Here is a 26078-nt window from a genome sequence, read left to right on the forward strand (position 1 = left end):
GAAAGAAGTAAAAGCAAATTTGTAGGCTAGTATTAAGTTTACGCTCGCAATTTTTCCAAAGTCGCCTACATTTTTCCAACCAGGCAAAAGAAGATCTCTCAACAACCCATCTTTTTGGCAATACAGCAAAGGTGCTTCACCTCAACAGTTGCACCAATAGTTACTTTCATCTGTGTTGCAAAATTTTCTCCAGTGTAGCCTGCATCAACCAGTATGTTTTTAACTTCAGAGAGACTTTCTTTAGCATTTTTAACCATTGTCAAAGCACTGCTACGATCAGTTATTTCTGCCGTTGTTATATGAATTGCGTGTGTCAAACCTTGTGTATCAACTGCGATATGACGCTTTATTACTGAAATTTTCTTGCCAGCATCATAACCTTTTTCTTCAGCAGTATCGGTATTTTTTACACTTTGGGCATCAATGATGCAGAAGCTTGTTTTGGTATTCCGACCACTGTTCTCTCCAACCAATTTTTTTAAAGACAATTTCTAGAACACTTTCTCTATCTTCATTCGTTTTTTTACTCCATTTCTTGAAGTAATCGTAACAATTTCGCCATCTTGGAAACTCTTTTGGAAGCATTCGCCATTGACAGCCACTTTTTAGTACATAAAGCACACCACAAAATAACTCGTATAAACCTAATCTTCTTGGCTTTGTTTTCTTTCGCACGCTTTCTAAAATTAGTCTAATCTTTTCGAATTTTTCACAACTTATGTCACTTGGATATGTATTCCTCATACTTTACCTCATGTCAACTATACCTCATCTTACCATATTCAGAGATCACTTACAGGCTCTTAGGTTAATATAAGCTTCCACTCAATTTAATACACTACAATATTACATATATTAGCTAATTTGTTAATAGATTTACAAATCTTAAATTATTGCTATTCTAAATTTAAGTGTTAGTTAACTGAGTTTACAATGAGTATTAGAAATTTTTTTACCAAGGCAGTCGTTCTCCTTTTAGTTTGCTTATTAATCTTTATGGGGATTGGCAATCTTTTATCAAATGATGATGAAAGGAAAGAATTAGCTAAAGTAGGAAAGGAAGTTATAACATCAGATGAATATAAATTACTATATCAAAATTATGAAAAGCAAATTTCTGGATCTGATGTAAGTAAAGAACAAGTAAAAAAGCTGAAATATGATTTACTTAACGCACTTATAGAGCAAAAACTATTGTTTAACCTAATTAGCGAACTTGGATTAAAAGTTGGAGAAGAATCTATCAAAAGCCATATAAAAAATACCAAGTACTTTCAGGACGATAAAGGAGAATTTGACCATAATAAATTCCATCAAACTCTAAATAGCCTGCATATAACAGAAAAGGAATATATAGAAAAACTAGAGAAAATCCTGCCTGCAATGATGTTCATGACTTCGTTATTTAAAGATAATTATCCGGTAACTTTTGGTGAGAGTGTTGATGAGCAGATATACAAAAATCGCTACCAAACTAGAGTGGTTGATATTGTTAAAATAACTGAGAATGCAATTACAGACGTTCCTGAACCAGATGATCAAGCCTTACTTGATTTGTATGAAAGAAATAAGTCCAATTTTTATTACCCTGAGTATCGAACTGCGCAATACATTTCTCTGGATCAAAAATATTTTGAAGGTCAAATCAGAATTTCAGATGAAGAGGTTGATAGTATAATAGAACATCAGGAACTTAAAAATCAAAGAGACATATTCAATGTGATATTTCCTACCAAAGAAAAAGCTGAAATAGCAAGAAGAGCACTTGAAGAAAGTAAAGCAAGCTTTGAACAAATAATAGAAGAGTTTAATAAAGTGAAACTCGATGAAACCAGAGTAAATAATATAACTAAGGATTTCTTACCTGAAAATATGAGAGAAAAGGTATTTGCTCTCAAAACAGGTGAAGTAAGTGAAGTTTTAACAAGCAATTTTGGATGGCACGTAATAAAGGTAGAAAGCATACATCAAATCTCTGATGAAGACTTGGTTGATTTAAAAAAAGACATAAGGTCAGTTTTAACCAATCAAAAGTCTTTTGAAAAAGTCAATGATTTCATAAATCAAGTGAATTATAAGATATACAATGGTGCAACGATTGAAGAAATCTCCAATAATTACAATTTACCTATACAAACCATTGGTCCAGTAGATGCTAGTGGGAAAGACCAAAGTGGTAATGAAGTAGGAAATTCCAGTGATTTCATTTCTTTCATTTTTTCACGCGAGAAAGATCAGAAGAGTTATTTTAAGGGTGTTGGAGATACTGTTGTTGGTGTGAAAATCAGTGATATCGTTCCTCCTAAATTACAAAATTTTGAAGAAAGTAGGGAATCAGCCATAAAGCTTTGGCGTAGTGAATTTATAAAAGAAAGAATGTTTAAAATGGGACAAGAAGTAGCAGTTCAACTAAGAGAAAAGACAGATTTGGAAGAAATGCAAGGTATAAAATTGGTTAAAGGCCAGCAAATACAACGCAATGAACAAAACTACCCTTTTTCTTTCATAGAAGAGATTTTCAATATGAAAACAACTAATTCGGTAACAGATCCTATTCAATACAATAATGAAATTATAATAGGAGTTCTAAAAGAAATGCATTCATCAAATGGTAAATTAAACATGCTTGATACCGGAAAACGTGTGATGATATCGCTAAAGGAACAGTTAATTAGCTATCTAAAATCAAAATATAGAGTAGAAGTTAATCATGCTATGATTGATGATATATAAAAAAGTTTATTATCTTCCTTTTATGAGTGATTGGAGGGGGCTATATTGTATTTTTAGGTAAAAGAGGTACAATTAGTTTGACTTGAGCTGTTTATTGTATTTAAATTGTAATTAATATATGAATAAAGGTTGACATGGCAGTTAAAATAAGGTTAGCAAGGTTTGGGGCAAAGAAACGTCCTTTTTATAGGATAGTTGTAGCCGATTCACGAGCACCAAGAGATGGGCGCTTTATTGAGAGAATAGGACAATATGATCCAATGTTGCCAAAAGACAATAAAAATCGTGTTGTGGTAAAAGCTGATAGATTAAAACATTGGCTAAGTGTAGGAGCGCAAGCAACTGAAAGGGTAATGTGGTTCATTAAAAAAGGCATAGTAGATTTAGAAACAGAATCGAAAAAAATAGAAAAGAAAAAAGTTGAGAAAGTACAAGGGCAAGAAGCATAAGTCCTATTAAATGCTAAACACTGATTTAACAAAAAGTAGTAAATTAGATGATATTGTATCTTCTGATTTATTGGCTATGAATGACTTTATCTTCAAAAATGTCAATGATGAAGGTACTAAGCTTGCTACCGATATTACATCTCATCTTATTAATTCAGGAGGAAAAAAGATAAGGCCTAAGCTCATTTTTATTATTTGTAAAATGCTGAATTACTCTGGAGAGAGTAGGATCAACATTGCTGCATCGGTAGAATTTATACACAACGCTACTTTACTTCATGATGATGTGCTTGATGAAAGTAAGGCACGCCATGGAGTTGCAACAGCAAATAAAATTTGGGGGAATAAATCAAGCATTTTAGTTGGTGATCTATTATTGACCTTAGCATTTAGATGGCTTATAGAATGTGGGAATTTAAGTGTTCTCTCTATTTTATCTAAGGCATCTAATTTGCTTGTCAAGGGTGAGATAAAGCAGATGACAACGCGTTTTGACCCTAACACAATTAGGAAAAATTATTTTAATATCATTGGAGAAAAGACAGCATCTTTATTTTCTGCATGCTGCGAGGCTGCATCAGTAGTATCTGGAGCCACAAGTGACGAAACAGAGAGGCTAAGGAATTTCGGGTTTAATTTTGGTATGGCATTCCAAATAATTGATGACGTGCTAGATTATACTGCTAATCAAGGCACTTTAGGAAAGCAACTTGGAAAAGATTTCTTTGAAGGTAAAGTTACTTTACCTTCTATTATAGCATATGAAAAAGGCAGCCCATCAGAACAAAAATTCTGGGAGAAATCTTTTTCTTCAGCTAGACACAATTTTGACCAAGCATTACAATATATTAATCATCATAATGCCATTCATGTTTCTATGGAAGAAGCTAAACACTATATTAATATGGCGCAAAGTAATATTGATACTTTTTCTGATTCTCTTTACAAAACTACTTTGATTGACTTTTTAAATGCAAGCATAGAAAGACAAGGATAGCTAACGCTTGATATTTTTAGATTGATTGTTATATATTTATTAAGTTTGTAAGGGTGAATGATATGTCAGATAGTAATAGAGAGAAAAAAAAGAAATTTGCAGATATGGTCAGTAAACGAAAAGGGGATGATCAAGAAGATCAGCAAACAGGTGATTTAAGTGAAGAGCTTAATATATTAAAAGAACGTGCAGTTCAGCTTGAAGATCATTTACGTCGCGCTGTTGCGGATAATGAAAACGTTAAACGTATAATGCAAAAGCAAATTAGCGATGCAAGTGATTATGCAGTCACAAAATTTGCACGTGATATGATCGACTCTTGTGACAATTTAAAAAAAGCAATGGAAAACTTGAAAGATGATGATCCTATTCATGAAGGAATAAAAGTGGCGCACCAAAAGATTGTGAGTGATCTAAAAAAACATGGAATAGAAGAAATAGATCCAATAGGTAACTCTTTTGACAGCAATTTACATCAAGCTGTTGTGGAAAGAGAAGATAATGAAAAAGAGCCTGGTACTATTGTAGAAGTACTACAAACTGGTTATACAATTAAAAATAGGTTGCTTCGTCCTGCAATGGTTATTCTTTCTAAAAAATCTGCTGATTGCGAAAGTAACTAATAACACACTCAAGGTATGGAAGAAGTTGTCTTCTCAGGTATTCAGCCAAGTGGAGTATTACACTTGGGCAATTATCTTGGTGCAATTAAGCAGTGGATAGGCTTGCAGGATAAATATAAATCTCTTTTTTGTGTTGTTGATCTGCATGCAATCACAGCAAATAAGCTTCCCGCAAATGAATTAAAAAATAATATTTTTAAAGCAGCAGCAACTTATATTGCATGTGGAATAGATCCGGAAAAGTCGATTATTTTCAATCAATCCGCAGTTAGTGGTCATGCAGAATTGGGCTGGCTGCTAGGGTGCTATACACCAATTGGTTGGCTTAATCGTATGACTCAATTTAAAGATAAGGCTGGAAGCGATAGACAAAAAGCTTCTCTTGGTTTATATAGCTACCCAGTACTTATGGCTGCGGATATATTGCTGTATCAAACTAAATATGTTCCTGTTGGCGATGATCAAAAACAGCATTTAGAACTTGCACGTGATATTGCATCAGCTTTTAACAATCATTATAAATGTAGTCATTTCATCATACCTGAAATCTTAACTTTGGATTGTACATCAAGGATAATGAGCTTAAGAGATGGAGCAAGCAAGATGAGCAAATCTGATCCTTCAGAATATTCATGCATTAACCTTGACGATACAGATGACTTAATTATCAAAAAAATAGAAAAAGCAAAAACAGATTCAATTCTAGGCTTTGATTTTTCTACTTTAAAGTGCCGTCCAGAAGTAAACAATTTGGTAAACATTTATTCAGTGCTTAGTGATTTAAATGTGGAAAAAGTGTGTGAAGAAGTGAATAAACATGATATGAAACACTTTAAAAAAGAGTTAGCTGACTTAATCATCAGTGTTATATCACCCATACGTGAGAAGTTGAACGGTCTTTTGAAGGATCAGCTCCATTTACATAAAATATTAAAAGAAGGTACAGAAAAAGCAGCAGAGATTGCAAATAACAATATAAAAAAGATCAAGGATATTATAGGGTTTGTTCAATAGGTTACAACTATTTCTTCCCATGGCTTTCAAATCGTGCAGCTATTTTCTTTACACTAACATGAGTGAGAAGAGGTTTTTTACTAACCAGAAGTTTAGAATCGGACTTTGCTGTTATGGGGTTCATTTTAGATCTTTTATTTCCTACCGGAAATGAGTGAGATTGGGAGGCAGTTTTTTGCGATGGTGCAGGATCTTTCTTCATACCGATATCTGCTTGTGTTGCAGGGGTGGCTTTGCTCTTAGCAACTTGATTTTGCTCAAATTTTCCTACTATTGACTTTACTCTACCGTCCTTCTTGTTATTTACTTTTTCTTTTATAATAACCGCTTTTACTTCTGATGCTGCTTTATCAGCAGATTTTTTCAGGATTGGTTTACTTTCAGCTGATTTTTGCGAAGTCACTTCTACTATTATTGGTTTCGTGCTCACTTGTTGATCAACAATATCTAGCCTTTTAGGATTTGACAGTATTTCAGATTTATCTTCTTTAGTTTCTTGCCTAATTTCTTGATTGGTAGCGTTTAGCGCTGGAGCCTGTCTCTTTTTATATCCTCTTCTTGTTCCTGCATTTTTCTTAGGTTTCGTTTTGTGAGTTGGCTCCTTTTTAGCTAACTTTGAGTCTTCCGAATCTTTTGTTGAAGATTTACTACTTTTCTCTTGATAATTTGATATTTCCTCATGTCCAGACTCTTCACTTAATGAACTTTCATAGCCTGAATCTTCAGGAGATACATTCTCTATTTCTGGTTTAAAGTGTACCTTTTTTGAGGCAGTAGGAGGTGGCGGAGGTGCTGTTGTTGGCCGTTTTATTCTCTTCATAACTAATTTTCCTACCGGCTGTTTTCCTTCTTGCAGCTTAGGAGTATCTTCCTTCTGCTTTGATGTCGTTTTATTTTCCGTGCTTACTTCGTATGATTTATGTTCTTTATTGCCTTTTCCACTCTGTTTCGAATCTAAAATTTCTTTAAGTCCTTTCTTGAATAGATTAATTGTACTTAAAATATTTGTGTATTCGGCTGCTTTTTCTATAGTGAAACCTGATAATTCATCACCAACAAAATTTTTTATGTCATTATCATTAGTTGGAATATCTTTTCCCAAGACTCTATCTAATATCCCTTTTAATGTTCCAATAAAACCGAGTGGCTTTGTGCTCAAAGGTTCTACATAATTATTCAAGTCGCTATATATAACAAATTTGGCTACATCTTTTGCGTTGTTTGTAAAATTCTTCAGAGCTTGAGATAAATCTTTCAGTGTTTCATCATATTGTTCATTAATTTTTTTTGTATCCTTCAGCTTTATGACTCTTATCAAAGAATTGAGATTTTTATCATAATTGTCACTTTTAAATAGATCACTCATACCAATTACTGTTTATCGTTTACTTAAATATAAATTCAAAGTATTAAGACCGAGTAAATGTTATATGACTTATCCTCTGACTCATAAACGCTTGCGTTCCTTAATGTGCAAAAAATTTCAATAATCAGCAATAGTATAGAAATCCAAAAAACAAGTAGCTAACACTGGAACCTAGGAATTATGATTGGGCACAAGTTGATGAGTATAGTTGTTTTATGTTGAAATACAGCATTTATGGAAAGATTAGATGTCAGTCTAGAATGACACCCTTTCTGGAAAACTCGGATTACAGTGTTTGTATAACTTAATAATTAGAAACTAAAGGAGTTCTTTTTTAAAAAACTTAAGGTATACTTATAAGTATTTGATATCTTTTGTAGTGATTATGCTAAGTCTAAGCTGCCTTTATGGTGATAATGCAGAATTTGTAGAAGAAATGTATAGCCGTTATCTGCAGGGCGATAAATCAATCGGGGAGGATTGGAATAGGATTTTTTCAAGCAATTTAGAAATGAATAAAGCAGAACCCTGCAGAGCACAGAATGAAGCCAAGGTAGATGCTGATGATTTAGCAAATTTTTTCAGATCTTATGGTCACTTTTTTGCAGACTTAAATCCATTATCACCGCATGTAAATAAGGAAATAGATTATCAAAAATACTTGAATCTTTCTCCTACAAGTGACACTAGAATCTACAGAGATATTTACTGCAAGAATATCGGTTTTGAATTTATGCATATTTCCTCTTATGAGGAAAGAGTTTGGCTGCAGGAGAAAATTGAAAATCAGGTCTATACGCTAAGCCCTAAGGATAAAAAAGAAATACTAAGGCACTTGATTGAATCTGAGATGTTCGAGCAATTTCTCCATATGAAATTTCCTGGATATAAGCGTTTTTCTATCGAAGGTGGGGAGTCAGCCATTGTTGCAATTGAAAGAGTTATTAGTGATTCTGCAGCTTTTGGTATTGAAGAAATAGTTCTTGGTATGGCCCACCGAGGACGGCTTAATGTTCTAACCAAAGTTATGGGGAAAGAATATGCGGCAATGCTGTCTGAATTTCAAGGCAATCTTGCATACCCAAGTGGTCTTGAGGTATCTGGTGATGTCAAATATCACCTTGGTTACTCTTCTGATCGAGCACTTGCTGGTGGTAAAAAAATACACTTAAGTTTATGTCCTAACCCATCTCACCTTGAGGCGGTAAATCCAGTTCTAGCTGGAAGAGTAAGAGCGAAGCAAAATATAAGATCTGTGCTTGGAGTGTCAATTCATGGTGATGCAGCTTTCATCGGGCAGGGAGTGGTTGCCGAAACCCTTACTTTGAGCAACATTGAAGGTTATACAGTAGGTGGTATCGTGCATATTGTTATTAATAACCAAGTTGGTTTTACCGCCAACCCATCCTGCGCACGCTCATCTTTTTATTGCACTGATGTAGCAAAATCAATAGAAGCTCCAATATTTCATGTTAATGGAGATAATCCAGAAGCTGTGAGTTTTGTTGCGAATTTGGCAATGGAGTATGTGCAGAAATTTAAAAAGGATGTGGTGATTGACATAATATGCTACCGCAAATATGGCCATAATGAAGGCGATGAGCCAAATTTTACTCAGCCACTTATGTATAAAGCAATATCAAAGCATAAAACTCCAGGCACGCTGTACGAAGAGAAGCTGACTGCAGAGAAAGTGCTAGGTAGCGATGAAGTAAGTAAATTACGCAGCGAATTTAGAACAAGATTGGATCAAAGCCTTACTGAGTCAACGACTTATACTCCCAAAAAAGCTGATTGGTTTGATGGAGTGTGGTTAAAACTCAGGAGAGCAAAGTTGAACGATTTGAGTGAATATTATACGGACTCTGGTGTTTCACCAGATGAGCTAAAAAAATTAGGTGTACACATAAATAGCAATATTCCAAGTAGTTTTAATCTCAATAATAAAGTCAGAAGAATACTTGATGGCAGAATAGAAAGTATAAATTCCGGTAGCAACATAGACTGGGCAACTGCTGAAAGTCTTGCATTCGCGTCATTGCTTAAAGAAGGAATAGGAGTGCGCTTGTCAGGACAAGATTCTGGTCGCGGTACCTTCTCGCACCGTCATTCAAGACTTGTTGATCAAGTAACAGAAGAAACGTTTATTCCACTGAACAACATAAGTGAGAAGCAAGCTCGCTTTGAAGTTATAGATAGCGCACTATCTGAGTATGCTGTGATGGGTTTTGAATATGGATATAGCCTTGATTCTCCTTATTCACTTGTGCTATGGGAAGGGCAGTTCGGTGATTTTGCAAATGGCGCGCAAATTATGATCGACCAATTTATCTCATCTGCAGAAACAAAGTGGTTGCGGTCAAGTGGTCTAGTTTTACTTTTGCCTCATGGTTATGAAGGGCAGGGGCCTGAGCATAGTTCTGCTCGTATAGAGAGGTTTTTGCAGCTCTGTGCAGAGGATAATATGCAGGTGGTTAATTGCTCTACTCCTGCGAATTATTTTCATGCTTTACGCCGACAAATTAATCGAGATTTTCGTAAGCCTTTAGTGGTGTTTACACCTAAATCACTATTGCGTCATAAAAGCGCAGTTTCTAACCTTTCTGACTTTGAAGGAAAATTTCTTACGGTAATTCCAGAGTGTAGAAAAGGTTTAGTTGCAAGTGATAAAATACGTAAAGTTGTAATATGTAGTGGTAAAGTTTATTACGACATAATTGAAATGCTTGAAGCACAAAAAATAAACGATATAGCAGTAGTGCGTTTAGAACAATTTTATCCATTCCCGGCCGATAAACTAGGCAGTGAACTTGAAAAATATAAGAACGCTGAAATTACATGGTGTCAAGAGGAACCAAAAAATATGGGAGGATGGTTCTTTGTCAACCCATTGATAGAAGAGGTATTGTCTGGCCTCAATGCTCAAGCAAAAAGACCTAAGTGCATTGCAAGACCTGCTGCTGCATCTCCTGCATGTGGTTATGCTAATATCCATGCTCAGCAACAAGCAGAAATTTTGAAGCAAGTTGTGCAGGGTATCTAGCACAATCTCACAGATATTGAAGCGAAAGCTAGAAAGCGAACATTGTTCTTAATATTTGGCACTGCAGCCGGGTGCGATAGAAAATATATCACAACAATCAAATTGCTTGTATACTCATACAAATATAAAAAGACTTTACTTTTTTAATAAAAGCTTAATATTTATTAACATTTTCATTTATTTTTCTTAAAATAGTTAATATAGTTAATATTAATATTAACTATATTAAGATATATATGAAGACAGAAATATTTGAGAGGCTAATAGGGCAAACTAGACTACGCAGCGATAGCAAGGCTAAAATCATACGGTTAAATAGAGACAAAAAGGCTTTTATAGATGAGGATAAAAAGTCTATCGAATTAGCTGAGGCTATTTTTGCAGAAAATAATATGTTTCGTTTTCGTAAACCAGGTCCTGCTACGGATTACATTTTGCATAAACTAATAAATGATAGAAAGCTTCTCGAGGAAATGAAAGATAGAGGTACAAGTATAATACGTCTTTTTTCTTTGCTATCAATGTATCGTGGTCTTCCTAAGTGCTATGTTGTGAGAAAAGAAGGGTGTATTACTGAGTTTGGAATACTTACTTATATTGACGAATGTTTAGAATCAGTACCTTTAGAAGACTTTATACTTATTGAGTCTGCTTCGTACCTAGAGTACATTTTGTTTGAGAATGATGATATTAGAAATAGGTTAGCTGAAGATTTGACTGAAGATAAAACAAAATTAGATATTTTCGTAAATGGAATTTTAGCAATAAATAGCTCGGATTTAGTATTATCTTGTATCAACACAATCGAGGCTTTTAATGAGGAAGCTAGAAATTTTGTCAATCACATACAGAAAACCAATAGGATGGACTACCTCTTTAAGGAAAATGGTACAACACTTGTAAAGTTAGTTCTAAAAGAATTATTAAAACTTTCTATTTTACAAGAAAGAGAAAACACTACATTAGAATTTCCTCAAATTTCGAGTGTGGAACATTGTAATGGGCGATAGACTTTAAAATGTGCAAGGCTCATTTAAATATGAGCCTGAGTATCGCTTAACTTTTATGGAGCATACTTTAACTTTATTTCACTTCCACCAAGGGAATATTGTTCCAGCTATTGCTGCCATAGTTATCAATAGAAGCGTTTAGGTAATCTGTATCAAATCGTACTGGTACATCAAATTCGAAGCTTGCGGTGATTATTGTACCTTTTGCTGGTGGTTTCATAAATGCTATTTCTCCAGTTGAATAATTCACTGAATATTTTTCTGTCTTTTCACCATCTAGGTAAATTTTTATTGTATCATGCACTGGCTTTTTAATAGTTCGTGTATGCTTGTCTTTTCCACTTATGTAAGTTTTCATCAGTTGAAAGATCGTTTTTTTATCGTCTCCTATGCCAATTTCTTGATTGATAACTGTAAAGTCTGACCAATCCTTAAAACGAAATCCTATTGCTTTACCTTTTCGTGCCTGAAAAAATGTTATGAGTTCTGTTAGCTGCTCGTTTGACCTAACTCCATAAGCTATGTTATACCTGGCACGTGCACGAGACCAATTAATATTGCGCTGCTCACAACCATTATGAGTTGTTACAACGTCAGTCGAAAATTCCGGTCCTCCAGTAGAGCCATAAGATATATTTTCTGGAAATCTAATTTCTGTGAATGACATATTTCCTCCTGTAAAAATAAAGTTGAGTTGATATAGATGAAGTAGGAAAGATCTTAAACTTTTGAGATTGCCTTATCAATAAGGCTGTGTATTTCTAGTCCCACTCCTTCTAGAAAAGCATGGGCAATATTTTCCTTTGGCTCACTTTTGAGTTCATGAATGTCGTTATGACTTTGCATTAACTGATATACACAAACACATGCAATGGCTAAAGCAACTCCAGCAAGAGATGCTAAAGGAATTGGTTGAGTAAAAACAGTAGCTATAGCAGATGCTGTGAATGCTATAGCTGTTATTACAGCAGCTATGCTATAAATAGCTTCTCTTCTGTAACTATTGATTAATTTCTTTTGTATTTCCTCTTGTTGTGTTTTTTGCTCGTGTGGATGAGAAATAGTAATTACTGTATCCGTATGAATTGGCTCACTAGCGCTGGTATTAATTCTCTCTTTTTGTGTTTTTTGTTCTTTATGATCTTGCGCAATTGCTGCTTTGCTAGTTCTGATATTATATTGTTCTTCTTGCTTTGGTTGCTCAGAAGCAGGAACTCTGTTACCTACTTCAAGAATTTCTTTACTGGAATTTTTTTTCATATCCTTAGAAGTTTCACTCAAGATCTTTGCTGTATTTTCACAAGTTTTACTGTGTGTTTTTTCTAACATTGCTTCATGATTTTGTGAATTTCTTTCACCAATACTTCTGTTAGCAGCTCTTTCTTTTAGTGGTTTCTGCTCTGATTGATTAGAAATAGGAGTGCTTTTATTCGAAAAAATCGGCTCACTAGTGCTGCTTTTTTGTCGTACTGGTTGCTCAGAAGCAGAAGCTTCTGTAACCTCACCAAAGATTTCTTCATTAGAAACTGATTGATTTTCTGTTATATCAGAAGGGATTTTGCTAAGAAGTGGCACAAAATGCCTCATGTAATTCACTACTCCTACAGTTTTTTTGCTACTATCTATCTCTAGTTGATTGAGATTTATATCTTGTATAAAAACTTCTGGATCATCATCATGTCCTGTAATTTTAGTTACCGTAACTTTTTGACTATCTTCCTCTATTGAATAAATATAAAGTTCCACTTTGTACTTGTCGCATATCATTCTCCCTTCAATCTCTGGACGACCCCATATAGGTGCGTCAGCTGTATGTGTATTAGTAATATACTCTAAATATTTGAAAAAAGACTTCGCCTTGTCTTGCTTATTAAGTCCATTTTCGCTTATTACTTCTCCATCCGGATCTTTTTGAGGTACGAAATACTCTCCGGCATCTCTTATTACCGCTTTATAAACCCACTGATCTGTCTTTGTGTTTGCTCTAGCATAATCTGCGCAGTCTTTTCTTAATGATTTTGCAGTAAAACGATAATCAGGTTTTATGTTTAATTCATTCAATCCTTGAGCCACAGAGTCAAAAAAGCAATCCCCTGTCTTTATAGCAGCCCCGATTTTTAGTTTTTCAGGATAAGCGCTCTTTAGATTATGCAATAAATCACTTGATTTTTTATTTTCTTTGATTTTTTGAAAAAGAGCAATTGGCTCTCTTACATAGTTAGAATCTCTCATGTTATAACTCCAAAATAATAATTGTATTTTAATAGATTAACCAGCCTAGGAAGGCTTATTACTTAAGGTCGTGCTGTGTTGCAAGAAAACATCACCTACTTTTCTTGAACTAATATGTAGCCTATACATATTGTTACTTACTATATCTTAACTATACTTAAACTCTCTTGTGCTGTCAAGCAAGAAATTTATTAATCTTTTAACTCATTCACTTTTTTGCGTAATATATTCAAATCAGTTTTTCCTACAAAAAGACTATCTCCTATTATCAAAAAAGGTGTACCGCCTACTCCCAAATCCCTTACTAAAAGTTTGCTGTTGTTTATCATTTGCTCAATTTTGTCTGCATTATTTTTCATAGAGTTATTAAAATCGTTCTCGTTAACCCCTATATTTTTCACTATACCTAATATAGTTTTGTCTGAAAATTCTCCTCTGTGATCTAGTGCAGCATAGTGAAAATCTAAGTACTTTTCTTTATCGATAAAATAAGTTGCTAAAGCACCTTTTGCTGCCTTTAAAGAATTGTTACCAAGTATTGGAGCATCCCTAAAGATATACTTAATTTTGCCATCATTGATCAATTGTTTTACATCGTTCTTTATAGCTTTGCAATATCCACAAGAATAGTCAAAAAAACCTACAGCTATGATATTGCTATTTTCATTTCCTGAGTAAGGATAAGTGGAGTCGAATATTTCATTTTTATGCTGAGAAATTTTATTTTTGGTTGCATTAGCATAACTATTTTTAGCTGACTCTTCCTGGAGAGCTTTTAGAACTCTATCAAAATTTTTACTGATGTAATTATCCAATCTCTCACCTATATAATCATCATTTAAGTTCTGACTGCGGTGTGAAAGCCAATTGTTTATTACTGGTAAACTTGCTACTGCAAGTATAAAAATCAATAAAAATGGTATTTTAGACATACACTTACTTAAAGAATACAAATATTAAAGAAATGCTCAATGTTAAAACATTTTTATCAAGAAATGCAAACTTTATATATGTTATATCAGAGAATCTGGTGATATTAAGTAACGAAAACTTGTGTATAATAAGGCATTTTAGATTTAAGCAATCCTTGCCGCCACGTATAACAATTGTAACCGCGGCGGTAAAAAAGTTGATTATTTTATAACCGCCGCATATAATGCTGACAAACACGGCGGTAAATTATATGAGCGAACCAATAATTGGTAGAGAGAAAGAAATAGCCATTCTAGAAAATAAGCTTCTTTCTCAATCTGCTGAGTTTATTCCTGTTTACACTGTGAACAAAATTGCATGGATTTAATGGTTCAATAAGTGTAGGTACATAATGAAATTTTTAAAAACTCTCTTTAACTTAGCATTACTAGTATTTTTCATGTCTACTATAGCTGAAGCAAGGTGGAGCAAGTACGAAGATGCTTCTGTTGAGGTTAAGTTTTCTAATGTTAACATTAATGTTAATAGAGATGGTACCTACGAAACGGAAGTAGAACTTCAAGCAAAAATACTCAAAGAATCTGGACGTGATAGATTCTCTCTATATAGTCTTATTTACAATGATGATAGTGCAGATCTTACTGTTTTAGAGGCTAAAACAGCTTATAACGGAGAGGAATATATAGTCACTGAAGACATGATAGAGGATAAACCGCTAGCTAGTCCTAGTAAAGGCTTCGATCAGTTAAGGCAAGTAACTATATCGTTTCCTAAAATAGAAATTGGTACAGAAGTATATTTAAGGTATAAACAAGTTAACAAAAAGGTTCCTGTTGATAATTTTTATGGCTTGAGCTTTTCTTATCATGGGGATTATTTACAAGCAGAAAATAATAAAATCAATTCTGAATTACCCCTGGAGATTAAAGTTAATGATCCAAGAGAAGTATTAGAAATCGCTGAGGAAAAAAATGATGATATACACTCTATAAGCATTGCTTTAAAGAAAGCAGTTTATGAAAACACAACAAATGAACCACATAATGGAATATTGAACATAAAACACAACACTTGGGTATCACTTTCAAGCTTATCTGAATGGGAGGATTTAGCTAAAAAATTAGCTCCTGGATATCATAGCGTCATCAATCAGCCGCTTCCTGCAACTTTTGAAGCTATAGCAGAATTTGCTGCCAATGAGAGTACCGATGAGGAGAAAATTAATGCAGTTACTTCTTTATTGAATGAAAAAGTTCAGTACATGGGAGACTGGCGTACAGTGTCAGGAAAATTTTTTCCGAGAGATTTGGAGAAAATTGCTGATTCTCAAGTTGGGGATTGCAAAGACTTTTCTGCTAGCACGGCTGCTATTCTGCAAAAACTTGGTTATAAAGTTCAACCTATTTTAGTTATGAGAGGAACTACTAGTATTTCCAATCCTGAAGCATTACCTAATATGGGTAATTTTAATCATGTGATGCTCAAAGTAACAAATAGAGGTGGGAAGATATATTGGATCGATCCAACTAATACCGTCAGTATGGCACAGGGTGTTTTTCCAGACATTGCTGATAGGAACGCTCTAGTACTGGATTCTGAGGAAGCAGATTACATAAAGATTCCTGCTGTACAAGGTGAAAATTCAAAAGTGATATCCCATAGTGAATTAACTATAGAAGATAACGTTGTAAATGAATATGGCCAGCTTACCGTGCAAGGGGAAGCAGCCTTAGGCTTAACAGGTGTTGGATTATATTATTCAGATGAGCAATTAAGAGATTCTGTTTTTCGTATGATTAGTGGAGTATATCTTGATGAAGAAGAAAAGAAGTTCTTAGAATTGCCTGACCTTACCTTGCGTAATGTAGAGGATCTTACAATAAAATATGAGTTCCAGCAAAAAAATAAGATTTTCAAGACAAATCTAGGGCCGGCTTTGAATTTAGGAGATAATTGGCTTAATGATGTTGTCAATACAGCTTCTGACCAAGTGTCAGACCTTTTTATTGGTGTTCCTAAAACTAAGGAAAGCCATATGATAATAAAAGATATCAAAATTAAAAACTGTGAAAATTTGAATTTTGAAATAGATTCTCCTTGGTTATATGTAAATAGGTTCTGTAAATATAAAAATGATGGAACCGAATTTAGCAATTTAATAACCATAAAGAAAAGCTTTATTACCAATGAAGAATTAAAGACTGCTGAATATAAAAACTTAAAAAGCGAATTGGAGAATAATTTTTCTAGAGCCTCTATAATAATAAGTGAATGAGTTGTGCTGGGAAAAGCACTTCTTAAAAGGCTTAAAATTTTTAAAATATGTACAATAACTTACGCGACTTCATCAGAGCATTAGAAGAAAAAAAAGATCTAATTAGAATTAAAAAAGAAGTTTCAACTATTCTTGAAATGACAGAAATTCATCGTAGGGTTTTGTCAAACAAGGGACCAGCTATCATCTTTGAAAATGTTGTCACAGAAAATGGCAAAAATTCAATTCCCGTTTTAGTGAATTTATTTGGTACTATTGAGAGAATTGCATTCGGACTTGGTATAAATTCTGATGAATTAAGGGATCTGGGTAAACTTCTAGCATTTTTGCGATCACCTGAGCCACCAAAAACCTTCAAAGATGCTGTGAAAATGTTTCCTCTACTAAAAGTTGTATTGTCGATGCGGAGCAAAGTTGTAAGCAAAGCTCCATGTCAAGAGGTGGTGCTAACTGGGGATAAGGTGGATCTTAGTTTGCTACCTATTCAGACATGCTGGCCAAACGAGCCTGCACCGATTATCACTTGGCCACTTGTGGTAACAAAAGGACCAACAGCAGACAAGCAAGATAATTTTAATCTTGGAATATATCGTATGCAGGTTGTGAATAAAAAAACGACTCTCATGCGCTGGCTTGCACATCGTGGTGGTGCAGGTCACCATAAACGGTGGAAGGAGAGGGGGCAAAATATGAAGTTTCCTGCGGCTGCTGTGATTGGTAGCGATCCTGCAACGATTATTGCTGCAGTAACTCCGGTGCCGGAGACTTTATCAGAATACCAATTTGCCGGGCTGCTGAGAAAAAAACCACTTGAGCTTGTAAATTGTAAAACTATTCCTCTTCAGGTTCCAGCTCATGCAGAAATTGTTTTGGAAGGATATGTAAGTTTGGATAATTACCAAGATGAAGGGCCATATGGAGACCATACCGGTTACTATAATGCTGTTGAACAGTTTCCTGAGTTTAACATCACTGCAATTACAATGTGCAAAGATCCAATTTATCTCAGCACTTTCACTGGCAAGCCACCTGATGAACCATCAATTCTTGGTGAAGCACTCAACGAAATCTTTGTGCCGATTCTCATCAATCAGTTTCCGGAGATAGTAGATTTTTATCTGCCCCCAGAAGGTTGTTCATATAGAATAGCGGTAGTATCGATAAAAAAGGCTTATCCAGGGCATGCAAAAAGAATTGTTATGGGCATACTCTCTTTTCTCAAACAGTTTTTATATACCAAATTTATCATAGTTGTTGATGATGATATAAATATACGTGATTGGAAGGAAGTGATGTGGGCAATGTCAACAAGAATGGACCCTGTGCGTGATACAATTACGATAGAGAATGCCCCAATTGATTATTTAGATTTTGCTTCCCCTGAAAGTGGTCTCGGAGGTAAAATAGGGTTTGATGCAACAAACAAACTTCCACCTGAAACCAAACGAGAATGGGGAAGAAAAATTGAAATGAGCGAGGAAATAATAAAGAAAGTTACAGAGAAGTGGAAGGAATATGGGTTGACAGATGATTAAACTATGATGTAGACTACCGCCGTGTATTTAGGTGTGGTTTGTGAGGCTTTTATATCTTTTATTTTTGTCGGCATGTTTTTCTCTGTATTACTATGTGGGTCCTACATTCTCGCCTTGCCCAAAAGCAACAGTTTGCTTCTCACCTGAAGAAGACTGTGCTGTACCGATAATCAGCGAGATAGACCAATCTAAAGAATCTATCTTAGTTCAAGAATATACATTTACTCTTGGAACAGTTGCAAAATCTTTGATTAACGCCAAAGAGCGTGGTGTTGATGTTAAAGTCGTCTTAGATAAATCACAACTCCATTCAAAATATAGTGTCATAAGCGAATTGTTTTCAAATGGAATACCGATTTGGATCGATAATAAGCCAAAAATTGCTCATAATAAGGTAATAATTGTTGATAATCAAAAAGTCATCACAGGATCGTTTAACCTCAGTAAGACAGCTGAAAAGGGAAACGCTGAAAATTTATTAATTATTGAAAATTATCCTGAATTAGTCCAGCAGTATGTGAAGAACTGGGAAATACGAATGTCACAATCCTATCAATATGCTCCCTAGATACTTGATATCAAAAAAAGTCTTTTTATTGATAGATGTAATTTCTTGTGAGATAATAAATTAAAAGGTTTTAAGGGGTAGGTAATGGATTACATAAATGATGCTGCTGATAGTTACGCTGCCATTCATGATTTTTTTCAAAATAATGGTGTTGGAGATTACAAAGTTCAATGCAATTATGGTGGTGTACCGTATGCTACTGACGAATATGTACATTCTGGAGACAAATTTTGGAGCAATAATTTTATAGACTCACATTTTGGAAGGGAAATAAAAATGTATCCTCAAAGTGAGCTTTTAGCTAAAGAGTATGCTGGGAATACACTACCGGTTTCAATATCACTAAACGAGGATCTAATAAAAATAAAAGAATGTCAGAAAAAAACTAAATTTGTAGAACTAGAAGGTGAATCAGGTGATATAGTATATGATAAGCAAAAACATATAAAGTACTACACGACAAAGTTATCATATGACGATGTTTCTGTTCATAATAAAAACAAATTTTCAATACTGAATATTAGATATGATATGCCAAATGATACGAGATACAGTTTAAACATAGCCTTCACAAAGGTTAATGATAATCAACCAGGGTTTTGGCAAAAATTTAAAAATATGTTTTAATAAAGTAGCTTCTCAATCAGGAATATTCTGGTGGAAAATGAATATCTACTTAGTAATGAATTTGGTCAGTAGCTACTAAGTTTTTCTTATAGCTATACAACGAAGGTTTGCTGGTCTTACATTTATTCTCTGCAAGACAAAAAATTCACATAATTGTACATAGTATGGAATAAATAAACTTCCACTATATTTTTCTATTAAATTTACCTTTTCTCTATTGAACAGATTTCGTGTTAAATCTTAAGTTCAACGCACCTAAATATATAAGCATTCCCAGCAAAATCATAGGTATAGAAAGAAATTGTCCCATAGTTAAATTGAACCATAAATAGCCAATTTGATAGTCTGGCTCGCGGAAAAATTCAACCATAAAACGTGCTACTCCATACAACATAACTGCAACTCCAGTTGTTGCACCATAATACAATCTCATTTTGTTCAAGAAAAATAGTGAATTTACAACTACGAAAAGTAGCGCTCCTTCAAAAAATGCCTCATAAAGTTGGCTTGGATGGCGCAATAAATTATCACCACTTTCTGGAAATACCATACCCCATTGCATAGTTGTAACTCTGCCAAATAACTCTCCATTTATAAAATTACCTATGCGACCTAGGAACAAACCTATCGGAACTCCACAAGAAATTAGATCCAGTGTGTAAAATATAGGAATGTTATGTCTTCTACAGGAGATTATTACTGCAAGCAAAACTCCTATAGCACCACCATGAAATGACATTCCTCCTTCCCAGGTCTTTAATATCTCAATAGGGCTGCTTATATAAAAAACTGGATCATATATCAACACGTAGCCAAGCCTGCCCCCAAGAATAACGCCTATAATAGTAGTTGTTAATAACGAATCGTAAAAATTCTTAGTAAATATTTTTTGATTGTCTAGCTTATGTAAATACCAATATGCAAAAACTATACCAAAAACATATGCTAAAGAATACCAATATATAGAAACAGGACCGATGCTAAAAATAATTGGACTTAAAGACATATTTTACTACAAATTATTCTTAGACAATCTACTTTTCTCACGGTCCCACTCTCTCTGCTTTATGGTTGCTCTCTTATCGTAGAGTTTTTTTCCTTTAACAATAGCAATTTTAGTTTTTGCCAACCCTTTATCATTAAAATAGATAGAAAGTGGCACAACAGTTATTCCAGAGGTTTTGATTTGACCAATCAGCTTATTTATCTCTTTTTTATGCAAAAGCAATTTACGTTCTCTTTTTGGCTTGTGATTCTTTTGGTTCGCAGCTTTATACTCTGCAATATGCATATTGTTTAGCCATATTTCACCTTTTTTTTCAGTAACGTAAGCATCAGAAATATTTGCTTTTCTCTCCCTTAGTGATTTCACTTCACTACTTAAGAGGATCATACCTGCTTCAAATTCTTCTAAGATAAAGTATTCAAACCTTGCTTTTCTATTTTCTGCAATAACTTCCATATCTAAAGATATCTTTAAGCTTCAATATATTACAGAACTTTTGGTTTAATTCATAACAAAACAATTATCTCAGTAAATGCAAGTTTGGTTAAAAAAGCTCCAATCTTCCTGCAAGTGTAATTTGTTCCACTCTTCCTACTGCCATTTCAGCCCTAGGACTAGCATTACCTGACAAAGAACTTATCACATCTTTACAACCCAAATCAGTAACAAGATGCAAAGGAGTTTGTCCATTATTATTCTGCGCATCAACATATGCTCCGTGTTCAATTAGAGTTCTTACTATATTTTCATTACCACCTTCATCAGCAAAGTGTAAGGGAGTATATCCATCATTGTCGCACGCATTAACATTTGCTTCACTTTCAATTAAAATCTCTAATATGCTTTTGTGGTTCCATTCAGCAGCAAAATGTAAAGGAGTGCACCGATCGCAATCCCGTGCGTTAACATCTGCTTCACATGCAATTAGAGCTCTTACTACATTCTCATAGCCACTCTTAGCAGCAAAATGCAACAATGTAGTTTCTACAGGATCTAGATCACTATGTGTAGTGAATATATGATTGATATTAAATCCACTATCTTTCCAACTCCGTAAATCAATTCTTTCTAATTTTATTTTTATTCGTTCAACTATGTTGTTCTTGCTTAAACCTGAAGTATCATTTATTTCTTCAAGCATTTTTAGAAAATCATCAAGCGTCATAATCTCCACTACTTATTAAAATAACTTGGTTATTATGTTTTTTGACACAAAAATCAAGAACTTTTTATTTTCCTAAAAAATCATTTAAGTTATACTCCAAATCATGAAAGTCAGGCAAAATATTAAGTTTTTTTCTCTATCATTTGTGATTTTGTCTTCTCTATGGATTACATTGTCTGGTTATTTTGAGCCTTTTTTTATTCTCTGTGGAGTATTTTCTTCTGTGTTCACATTGATTATCTTTAAAAGGTTAATTGATGCTGAAAGTGCCCTTAGTCAAATTCTAAATGATAGTGGTAGGCTGTCACTTTATCAGCTTATAAGTTATATACCTTGGCTAATTTACCAAATTATTTTTTCAAGTATTTATGTAACAAAAAAGGTGCTACGATTCAAATCTACAGTTGAGCCAATTGTTATTGTAAGAGAATGCATAGGACATAATGATAAGACCATTGCATTATTTGCTAACTCGGTTACGATTACTCCTGGAACTTTAACTATCAATGTTGAAAAGAAGCAGAAAACATATTTATCTACCATATGCTTGATAGATAAAGATCTTGAAAGTGGCATTTCTGAAATAGAAGGTAAAGTCTTAAAAATGCTACACCTAGTTAAGTAATTGCTTTAAATAAGTTAACAGCGTCTCTGTATTCTCTTCTTAGGCTTTCAAGCATTTCTTTTGGAAGGCTATCAATAACAGTAGAACATAAATAATTGTACAAATCTTCTAGCCTTGATATGTTATTTTTCTTCTTGCTGTTGAATTTGTACGGAAAAATGCCCTCCATAATTTCAATATCAACAACCTTATTTAAAAATGCATTTTCACTTGTTATGCTTATTCTTGTAAGTATAGTATTAATTTCAGGTTCATTACTCGTATAAATATCTGATAATTCTGCCATTTTAATGACGTATAAAGTTACTACTTTTGATAAACAATTATCAGAATATTCACAATTTTTTATTACCTCCCACTGAGTAACCTGAGACTTGCTTGTTTTTGCATTGCTTGGTAATTTATTCATTGAATTTTCTCCATTTAATTCAGTGTAGTAAATTATACTAATACTTTGTTAAATAAATAATAACGCAGCCATAAAAATATGCATTTATTTACCATAAATTGTATAATATTCCTAAAATTAAATGTTAAAGTTACTTCAAACTGAATGATTTCTTTAATTCCATATTATCCAGCAGTGTAAAATATTGCTACACAATAGTATTTATTCTAAAATAAACTTTCCTTTTGAGCTATTTTATTAATATCCATTCTTACGGCTGCACTAAAATGAAAAAGATAAAACTCGGAATAATAATTTCAGGTAGAGGATCAAACATGCAGGCTTTAATAGAAGCATGTCAAGATCAGAATTTCCCTGCTGAAACTGTGTGTGTTATCACAAATAATAGTGAAGCTGGAGGCCTTAAAATAGCAAAGCAAGCAGGAGTTTCAGCGTTTGTTGTTGAAGATAAGCCACTTGATACTGATAAAATTCATGAAATACTTGTTCAACATAAGGTTGATTTAATTTGCCTTGCAGGGTTTATGAGAATTATAAAGGCCAATTTCCTGAATAAATGGCATAACAAAGTTATAAATATTCATCCCTCTTTACTTCCGTCATTTAAGGGCCTAAATGCTCAGGAGCAAGCTCTGAAAGCGGGTGTAAAAATTACAGGATGTACTGTGCATTATGTTACTCCTGAAATTGATGCTGGAGCCATAATCGCTCAAGCTACTGTTCCAGTATTACCAAATGATGATGTTCACAGTCTCTCAGAGCGCATTCTAGCTGAAGAGCACAAGTGTTATGTGGAAGCAGTAAAATCAATAGCAGAAAGTATTAATTATTGACCTTGAGCGTTTCTTCCAACTTCAACAAAGAATAAATTTTCAGGATTTAGTAAAGAATGTGCCAATTTGTTTACTTCCTCTAATTTAATATTATTAATGGTATTCTTATAATTATTTATACTGTTAACATCACGATCCTCTATCTGCATACTATCTAGCAACGTTGCTGTATTCGCATTATTGGATAGAAAAGAGAAGATAAGGTTATTTACTAAACTGGTTTTTGCATCCTTGAATAATTGTTCGTCAATTCCTTCCTTTTTTATTCTGCTAAATGTATCTTTTACTGCTGATATAGCTTTGCTAACAGTAGAGCTATCGGTGCTCATAAACCCAAATATAACATTTCCATGTTTATTGGTAACATTACGTGCACTAATACCATAAGTAATACCTAGATTTTGTCTCAACTCTTTCATCAGTATTGAGTTTAGACTCATACCACCAAGCGCATTAATCAAAACACTAGCATTATAGTAATTAGGGTCTTCATATGCTATGCCTTTTTGAGCAAAAAATATTACACTCTGTGGTATATCCATAAAAACGCTCTTACTTTCTGCAGGCCCAAATTCATTTTTTACAGATACCTTCCTAACTTTCGATCTTTTTGATGGTAACTTAGATAAATATTTATCGAGCAGCGTACTAACTTCTTCTTTTGTTGCACAACCAACAATACTAATAACGATATTATCCTTAGTAAAACTACGCTTTATGTATGTTAAAACATCGTCTCTAGTAATGTTCATTATAGTGTCTAGAGTTCCATATGGATCTCTTGAGTAAGGATGTTTTTTGAACAACAATGTATCTAACTCTTTTGCAGCAATAAAATAAGGGTCTTTTTCAAAATTATTAAAGTTTACTTTGACTTTTTCGAATACTCTATTTAACCCCTCAGGATCAACTTTAGGGCGCATTATAGCATCACTCAGTAGTGAAATTGCATCCTCTAGATTCTCAGATAAAGTATTTAATGAAACCCTAAATGCTTCTAAATTAGCAATAAAATTTAAACTAATTCCTTTATCCTCAAGCTTTTTCGCAAAATCTTTGGCATCATTTTTTCCTGCTCCTTCTTGAATTACAAGAGAAGTAAACCAAGCAAGCCCCTGCTTTTCTGCACTTTCATACACACAACCTGCATCTTTGAATGATATATTAAGTGAAACTTTTGGTAGATCATGGTTTTCAACAAATAAAAACTTAAATCCTTTATTAGTAGTAACCTCCTCTATATTTAGGTAGGTGCTCGCCTGCAAATTAAAGACCAGACAGAAAAAAAGTAGAAATATAAGCTTACTTATTCTCATCATTATTACCTCCTTTTGGTAGTAGACGACCAACTAATTTATTAGTAGAAAAGATAGCGTGAACTTTATTATTTACATCCTCTAGATTGACATCATTAATTTTGCTATATGAAATGTCTATTTCATCAAGTGGAATACCTAGTGCTAGACGTGGTATATAAAACATTGCTACACTAGTTAAATCAGATAGATTATCAAACTGTGCTGCTTTGTATTTAGACTTTGTGCTTTGCAACTCTTCACTTGTTATTTCTTCAGAGGTAAAGTGATTAATAGAATTTTCTAACTCTCTTGCAACAGCATCCAAATTCACCCCGCTTTTTGGAGTTACCCGAATCTCAATGTAACCATTACTAAAAGCTAAGCTGTTATAATAAGTAAACACTTCTACTGCTACATTCTTATCTAGAACTAAATCTTTATATAGCTTACTAGACTTGCCATTCCCCAAAACATCAACTGCCAAATCAACAGGAAAAGTTTCACTTATTTGCTCAAATAAAGGAACACTATAGCGAAAGTATAAAACTGGCTCTTTTACTTCAGTGCTTTCTAAAATTACCGATATATCTGCATTATGTATTGAATCTTGGTTCGGATAATGCTTAACTACAGGCTCAGCTTTAATTGCACCATATTTTTCCTTTGCTAATCCCGCTACTTCTTCAAATTCTACATCACCAACAACGAGCAGTATAGCATTACCTGGATGATAATAGTTATCATGAAACCTTGTTATGTCATCTTGATTGTAAGTTTTAATATCGCTCTCCCAACCAATAACAGACCTACCATAGCCATTACGATAAAATGCACTGTTCATTTCCTCCCATAGTAAAGCTTCAGGATTATTATCAAATCTCATCTTTCTTTCTTCTAATACGATATTTTTTTCTCTATCTATTTTGTCTTGAGTAACATCAAAATTGCCCATTCTATCTGCTTCAATTTCCATTGCTAGTGGTAAATCTTTTTTGAGAACTAATTCGTAGTAGCAGGTGTATTCTTTAGTGGTAAAAGCATTAAATTGGGCCCCAATGCTGCCCAAAGTGGATTCTATGTCTTTAAATTTTCCTGTAGTTTCAAACATTAAGTGTTCAAAGTAGTGAGCCAAGCCTGCTTTGCCAATTGGGTCATCCATTCCCCCAACTTTATATATTATTGCATGAAAAACAGCTGGAATTCGGTGATTAGGTACTACATAAACATCCAATCCGTTACTGAGCTTAGCATGCTTTATGATTTCAGCTTCCAAAGAAATCGGACAAATGAAAAAAAACACAGATAGTATAAAAAAACTAAAGAATTTGCGAAGCATT

At 33.8% G+C, this 26078-nt stretch carries 24 protein-coding genes and 1 pseudogene; 14 read left to right on the plus strand and 11 right to left on the minus strand.

Going from position 1 to position 26078, the window contains the following annotated elements; translation table 11 throughout:
• Nucleotide 1 precedes the first annotated feature (1 nt).
• Nucleotides 2-744, minus strand: a pseudogene (locus OPR30_RS01920) (IS5 family transposase); the annotation flags it as partial.
• A gap of 189 nt (nucleotides 745-933) precedes the next feature.
• Between OPR30_RS01920 and OPR30_RS01925 the strand changes: the two are divergent.
• From OPR30_RS01925 to trpS, 5 genes are all read left to right on the plus strand, one after another.
• A complete protein-coding gene (locus OPR30_RS01925) occupies nucleotides 934-2733 on the plus strand; it encodes a peptidylprolyl isomerase (RefSeq protein WP_265030991.1) in 1800 nt (599 codons plus the stop codon).
• 134 nt (nucleotides 2734-2867) lie between these two features.
• Nucleotides 2868-3182: a 30S ribosomal protein S16 gene (gene rpsP / locus OPR30_RS01930; RefSeq protein ID WP_006015540.1), complete on the plus strand. Its 315-nt coding sequence runs from the start codon at nucleotides 2868-2870 to the stop codon at nucleotides 3180-3182.
• A 10-nt stretch (nucleotides 3183-3192) separates the two neighbouring features.
• Complete coding sequence (locus OPR30_RS01935; protein WP_265030992.1) at nucleotides 3193-4179, plus strand: polyprenyl synthetase family protein; 987 nt, start codon at nucleotides 3193-3195, stop codon at nucleotides 4177-4179.
• 62 nt (nucleotides 4180-4241) lie between these two features.
• Nucleotides 4242-4802: a nucleotide exchange factor GrpE gene (locus OPR30_RS01940; RefSeq protein WP_264683123.1), complete on the plus strand. Its 561-nt coding sequence runs from the start codon at nucleotides 4242-4244 to the stop codon at nucleotides 4800-4802.
• 15 nt (nucleotides 4803-4817) lie between these two features.
• Nucleotides 4818-5816: a tryptophan--tRNA ligase gene (gene trpS / locus OPR30_RS01945; RefSeq protein WP_265030993.1), complete on the plus strand. Its 999-nt coding sequence runs from the start codon at nucleotides 4818-4820 to the stop codon at nucleotides 5814-5816.
• 7 nt (nucleotides 5817-5823) lie between these two features.
• Here trpS and OPR30_RS01950 read toward each other — a convergent pair whose 3' ends face one another.
• Nucleotides 5824-7182: a hypothetical protein gene (locus OPR30_RS01950; protein ID WP_265030994.1), complete on the minus strand. Its 1359-nt coding sequence runs from the start codon at nucleotides 7180-7182 to the stop codon at nucleotides 5824-5826.
• A 385-nt stretch (nucleotides 7183-7567) separates the two neighbouring features.
• Between OPR30_RS01950 and OPR30_RS01955 the strand changes: the two genes are divergently transcribed.
• A complete protein-coding gene (locus OPR30_RS01955) occupies nucleotides 7568-10225 on the plus strand; it encodes a 2-oxoglutarate dehydrogenase E1 component (protein ID WP_265030995.1) in 2658 nt (885 codons plus the stop codon).
• Between the two features lie 236 nt (nucleotides 10226-10461).
• Nucleotides 10462-11235 carry a hypothetical protein gene (locus OPR30_RS01960; RefSeq protein ID WP_213863778.1) on the plus strand — a complete coding sequence of 258 codons (774 nt, stop codon included), beginning with the start codon at nucleotides 10462-10464 and terminating at the stop codon, nucleotides 11233-11235.
• Nucleotides 11236-11308: 73 nt separating this feature from the next.
• Here OPR30_RS01960 and OPR30_RS01965 read toward each other — a convergent pair whose 3' ends face one another.
• The 3 genes from OPR30_RS01965 to OPR30_RS01975 form a co-directional block, all read right to left on the minus strand.
• Nucleotides 11309-11902 (minus strand): TIGR02217 family protein, encoded by a 594-nt coding sequence (locus OPR30_RS01965; protein WP_010405410.1) that lies wholly within the window; start codon nucleotides 11900-11902, stop codon nucleotides 11309-11311.
• 53 nt (nucleotides 11903-11955) lie between these two features.
• On the minus strand, nucleotides 11956-13467 hold the full coding sequence (locus OPR30_RS01970) for an OTU domain-containing protein (protein WP_265030996.1): 1512 nt from the start codon (nucleotides 13465-13467) through the stop codon (nucleotides 11956-11958).
• A 191-nt stretch (nucleotides 13468-13658) separates the two neighbouring features.
• Entirely contained in the window at nucleotides 13659-14399 is a 741-nt protein-coding gene (locus OPR30_RS01975; RefSeq protein WP_264374952.1) for a DsbA family protein, read from the minus strand.
• 224 nt (nucleotides 14400-14623) lie between these two features.
• Here OPR30_RS01975 and OPR30_RS01980 point away from each other — a divergent pair, with 224 nt between their 5' ends.
• The 5 genes from OPR30_RS01980 to OPR30_RS02000 all read left to right on the plus strand — a co-directional run bounded on the left by OPR30_RS01980 (nucleotide 14624) and on the right by OPR30_RS02000 (nucleotide 19405).
• The gene (locus tag OPR30_RS01980; protein ID WP_264374951.1) at nucleotides 14624-14767 is read left to right on the plus strand and encodes a hypothetical protein; all 144 of its coding nucleotides are present in this window, start codon (nucleotides 14624-14626) and stop codon (nucleotides 14765-14767) included.
• Nucleotides 14768-14791: 24 nt separating this feature from the next.
• Nucleotides 14792-16675: a DUF3857 domain-containing protein gene (locus OPR30_RS01985; RefSeq protein ID WP_265030997.1), complete on the plus strand. Its 1884-nt coding sequence runs from the start codon at nucleotides 14792-14794 to the stop codon at nucleotides 16673-16675.
• A gap of 47 nt (nucleotides 16676-16722) precedes the next feature.
• Entirely contained in the window at nucleotides 16723-18210 is a 1488-nt protein-coding gene (locus tag OPR30_RS01990; RefSeq protein ID WP_265030998.1) for a UbiD family decarboxylase, read from the plus strand.
• A gap of 40 nt (nucleotides 18211-18250) precedes the next feature.
• Nucleotides 18251-18778: a phospholipase D family nuclease gene (locus OPR30_RS01995; RefSeq protein WP_007301949.1), complete on the plus strand. Its 528-nt coding sequence runs from the start codon at nucleotides 18251-18253 to the stop codon at nucleotides 18776-18778.
• An 84-nt stretch (nucleotides 18779-18862) separates the two neighbouring features.
• Nucleotides 18863-19405, plus strand: coding sequence for a hypothetical protein (locus OPR30_RS02000; RefSeq protein ID WP_264378007.1), 543 nt, complete (start codon nucleotides 18863-18865; stop codon nucleotides 19403-19405).
• A gap of 214 nt (nucleotides 19406-19619) precedes the next feature.
• Here the strand turns inward: OPR30_RS02000 and lgt are convergent, their stop codons facing one another.
• The 3 genes from lgt to OPR30_RS02015 all read right to left on the minus strand — a co-directional run bounded on the left by lgt (nucleotide 19620) and on the right by OPR30_RS02015 (nucleotide 21576).
• Entirely contained in the window at nucleotides 19620-20411 is a 792-nt protein-coding gene (gene lgt / locus OPR30_RS02005) for a prolipoprotein diacylglyceryl transferase (protein WP_264378006.1), read from the minus strand.
• A gap of 6 nt (nucleotides 20412-20417) precedes the next feature.
• Nucleotides 20418-20867: an SsrA-binding protein SmpB gene (gene smpB / locus OPR30_RS02010; protein WP_015587785.1), complete on the minus strand. Its 450-nt coding sequence runs from the start codon at nucleotides 20865-20867 to the stop codon at nucleotides 20418-20420.
• Between the two features lie 88 nt (nucleotides 20868-20955).
• Nucleotides 20956-21576, minus strand: coding sequence for an ankyrin repeat domain-containing protein (locus tag OPR30_RS02015; RefSeq protein ID WP_265030999.1), 621 nt, complete (start codon nucleotides 21574-21576; stop codon nucleotides 20956-20958).
• 103 nt (nucleotides 21577-21679) lie between these two features.
• Here OPR30_RS02015 and OPR30_RS02020 point away from each other — a divergent pair, with 103 nt between their 5' ends.
• Nucleotides 21680-22201 (plus strand): Na+/H+ antiporter subunit E, encoded by a 522-nt coding sequence (locus tag OPR30_RS02020; RefSeq protein WP_006015458.1) that lies wholly within the window; start codon nucleotides 21680-21682, stop codon nucleotides 22199-22201.
• Here OPR30_RS02020 and OPR30_RS02025 read toward each other — a convergent pair.
• The gene (locus tag OPR30_RS02025; protein WP_007301944.1) at nucleotides 22194-22610 is read right to left on the minus strand and encodes a hypothetical protein; all 417 of its coding nucleotides are present in this window, start codon (nucleotides 22608-22610) and stop codon (nucleotides 22194-22196) included. The two genes, OPR30_RS02020 and OPR30_RS02025, sit on opposite strands and share 8 nt — an antisense overlap.
• 266 nt (nucleotides 22611-22876) lie before the next feature.
• On the opposite strand from OPR30_RS02025, the gene purN reads away from it, so the two are divergent.
• Nucleotides 22877-23443, plus strand: coding sequence for a phosphoribosylglycinamide formyltransferase (gene purN, locus OPR30_RS02030; RefSeq protein ID WP_264374943.1), 567 nt, complete (start codon nucleotides 22877-22879; stop codon nucleotides 23441-23443).
• Here purN and OPR30_RS02035 read toward each other — a convergent pair.
• Nucleotides 23437-24759 (minus strand): M16 family metallopeptidase, encoded by a 1323-nt coding sequence (locus OPR30_RS02035; RefSeq protein ID WP_265031110.1) that lies wholly within the window; start codon nucleotides 24757-24759, stop codon nucleotides 23437-23439. The genes purN and OPR30_RS02035 overlap by 7 nt on opposite strands.
• Nucleotides 24746-26077, minus strand: coding sequence for a M16 family metallopeptidase (locus OPR30_RS02040; protein ID WP_265031111.1), 1332 nt, complete (start codon nucleotides 26075-26077; stop codon nucleotides 24746-24748). The genes OPR30_RS02035 and OPR30_RS02040 overlap by 14 nt, the downstream gene beginning before the upstream one ends.
• Nucleotide 26078 lies beyond the last annotated feature (1 nt).

This window comes from Wolbachia endosymbiont (group B) of Athalia cordata (genome assembly GCF_947251845.1).
Classification (GTDB): domain Bacteria; phylum Pseudomonadota; class Alphaproteobacteria; order Rickettsiales; family Anaplasmataceae; genus Wolbachia.

Bases quoted from the DNA above. Each gene is read 5' to 3' on its own strand.
- OPR30_RS01950 (WP_265030994.1), bottom strand. From the start codon at position 7,182: ATGAGTGATCTATTTAAAAGTGACAATTATGATAAAAATCTCAATTCT.
- OPR30_RS01940 (WP_264683123.1), top strand. From the start codon at position 4,242: ATGTCAGATAGTAATAGAGAGAAAAAAAAGAAATTTGCAGATATGGTC.
- OPR30_RS02040 (WP_265031111.1), bottom strand. From the start codon at position 26,077: ATGCTTCGCAAATTCTTTAGTTTTTTTATACTATCTGTGTTTTTTTTC.
- rpsP (WP_006015540.1), top strand. From the start codon at position 2,868: ATGGCAGTTAAAATAAGGTTAGCAAGGTTTGGGGCAAAGAAACGTCCT.
- OPR30_RS01990 (WP_265030998.1), top strand. From the start codon at position 16,723: ATGTACAATAACTTACGCGACTTCATCAGAGCATTAGAAGAAAAAAAA.
- OPR30_RS02025 (WP_007301944.1), bottom strand. From the start codon at position 22,610: ATGAATAAATTACCAAGCAATGCAAAAACAAGCAAGTCTCAGGTTACT.
- smpB (WP_015587785.1), bottom strand. From the start codon at position 20,867: ATGGAAGTTATTGCAGAAAATAGAAAAGCAAGGTTTGAATACTTTATC.
- OPR30_RS01970 (WP_265030996.1), bottom strand. From the start codon at position 13,467: ATGAGAGATTCTAACTATGTAAGAGAGCCAATTGCTCTTTTTCAAAAA.
- lgt (WP_264378006.1), bottom strand. From the start codon at position 20,411: ATGTCTTTAAGTCCAATTATTTTTAGCATCGGTCCTGTTTCTATATAT.
- OPR30_RS01925 (WP_265030991.1), top strand. From the start codon at position 934: ATGAGTATTAGAAATTTTTTTACCAAGGCAGTCGTTCTCCTTTTAGTT.
- OPR30_RS01985 (WP_265030997.1), top strand. From the start codon at position 14,792: ATGAAATTTTTAAAAACTCTCTTTAACTTAGCATTACTAGTATTTTTC.
- OPR30_RS01935 (WP_265030992.1), top strand. From the start codon at position 3,193: ATGCTAAACACTGATTTAACAAAAAGTAGTAAATTAGATGATATTGTA.
- OPR30_RS01975 (WP_264374952.1), bottom strand. From the start codon at position 14,399: ATGTCTAAAATACCATTTTTATTGATTTTTATACTTGCAGTAGCAAGT.
- OPR30_RS02035 (WP_265031110.1), bottom strand. From the start codon at position 24,759: ATGAGAATAAGTAAGCTTATATTTCTACTTTTTTTCTGTCTGGTCTTT.
- trpS (WP_265030993.1), top strand. From the start codon at position 4,818: ATGGAAGAAGTTGTCTTCTCAGGTATTCAGCCAAGTGGAGTATTACAC.
- OPR30_RS01965 (WP_010405410.1), bottom strand. From the start codon at position 11,902: ATGTCATTCACAGAAATTAGATTTCCAGAAAATATATCTTATGGCTCT.
- OPR30_RS01980 (WP_264374951.1), top strand. From the start codon at position 14,624: ATGCTGACAAACACGGCGGTAAATTATATGAGCGAACCAATAATTGGT.
- OPR30_RS01955 (WP_265030995.1), top strand. From the start codon at position 7,568: ATGCTAAGTCTAAGCTGCCTTTATGGTGATAATGCAGAATTTGTAGAA.
- OPR30_RS02020 (WP_006015458.1), top strand. From the start codon at position 21,680: ATGAAAGTCAGGCAAAATATTAAGTTTTTTTCTCTATCATTTGTGATT.
- purN (WP_264374943.1), top strand. From the start codon at position 22,877: ATGAAAAAGATAAAACTCGGAATAATAATTTCAGGTAGAGGATCAAAC.
- OPR30_RS02015 (WP_265030999.1), bottom strand. From the start codon at position 21,576: ATGACGCTTGATGATTTTCTAAAAATGCTTGAAGAAATAAATGATACT.
- OPR30_RS01960 (WP_213863778.1), top strand. From the start codon at position 10,462: ATGAAGACAGAAATATTTGAGAGGCTAATAGGGCAAACTAGACTACGC.
- OPR30_RS02000 (WP_264378007.1), top strand. From the start codon at position 18,863: ATGGATTACATAAATGATGCTGCTGATAGTTACGCTGCCATTCATGAT.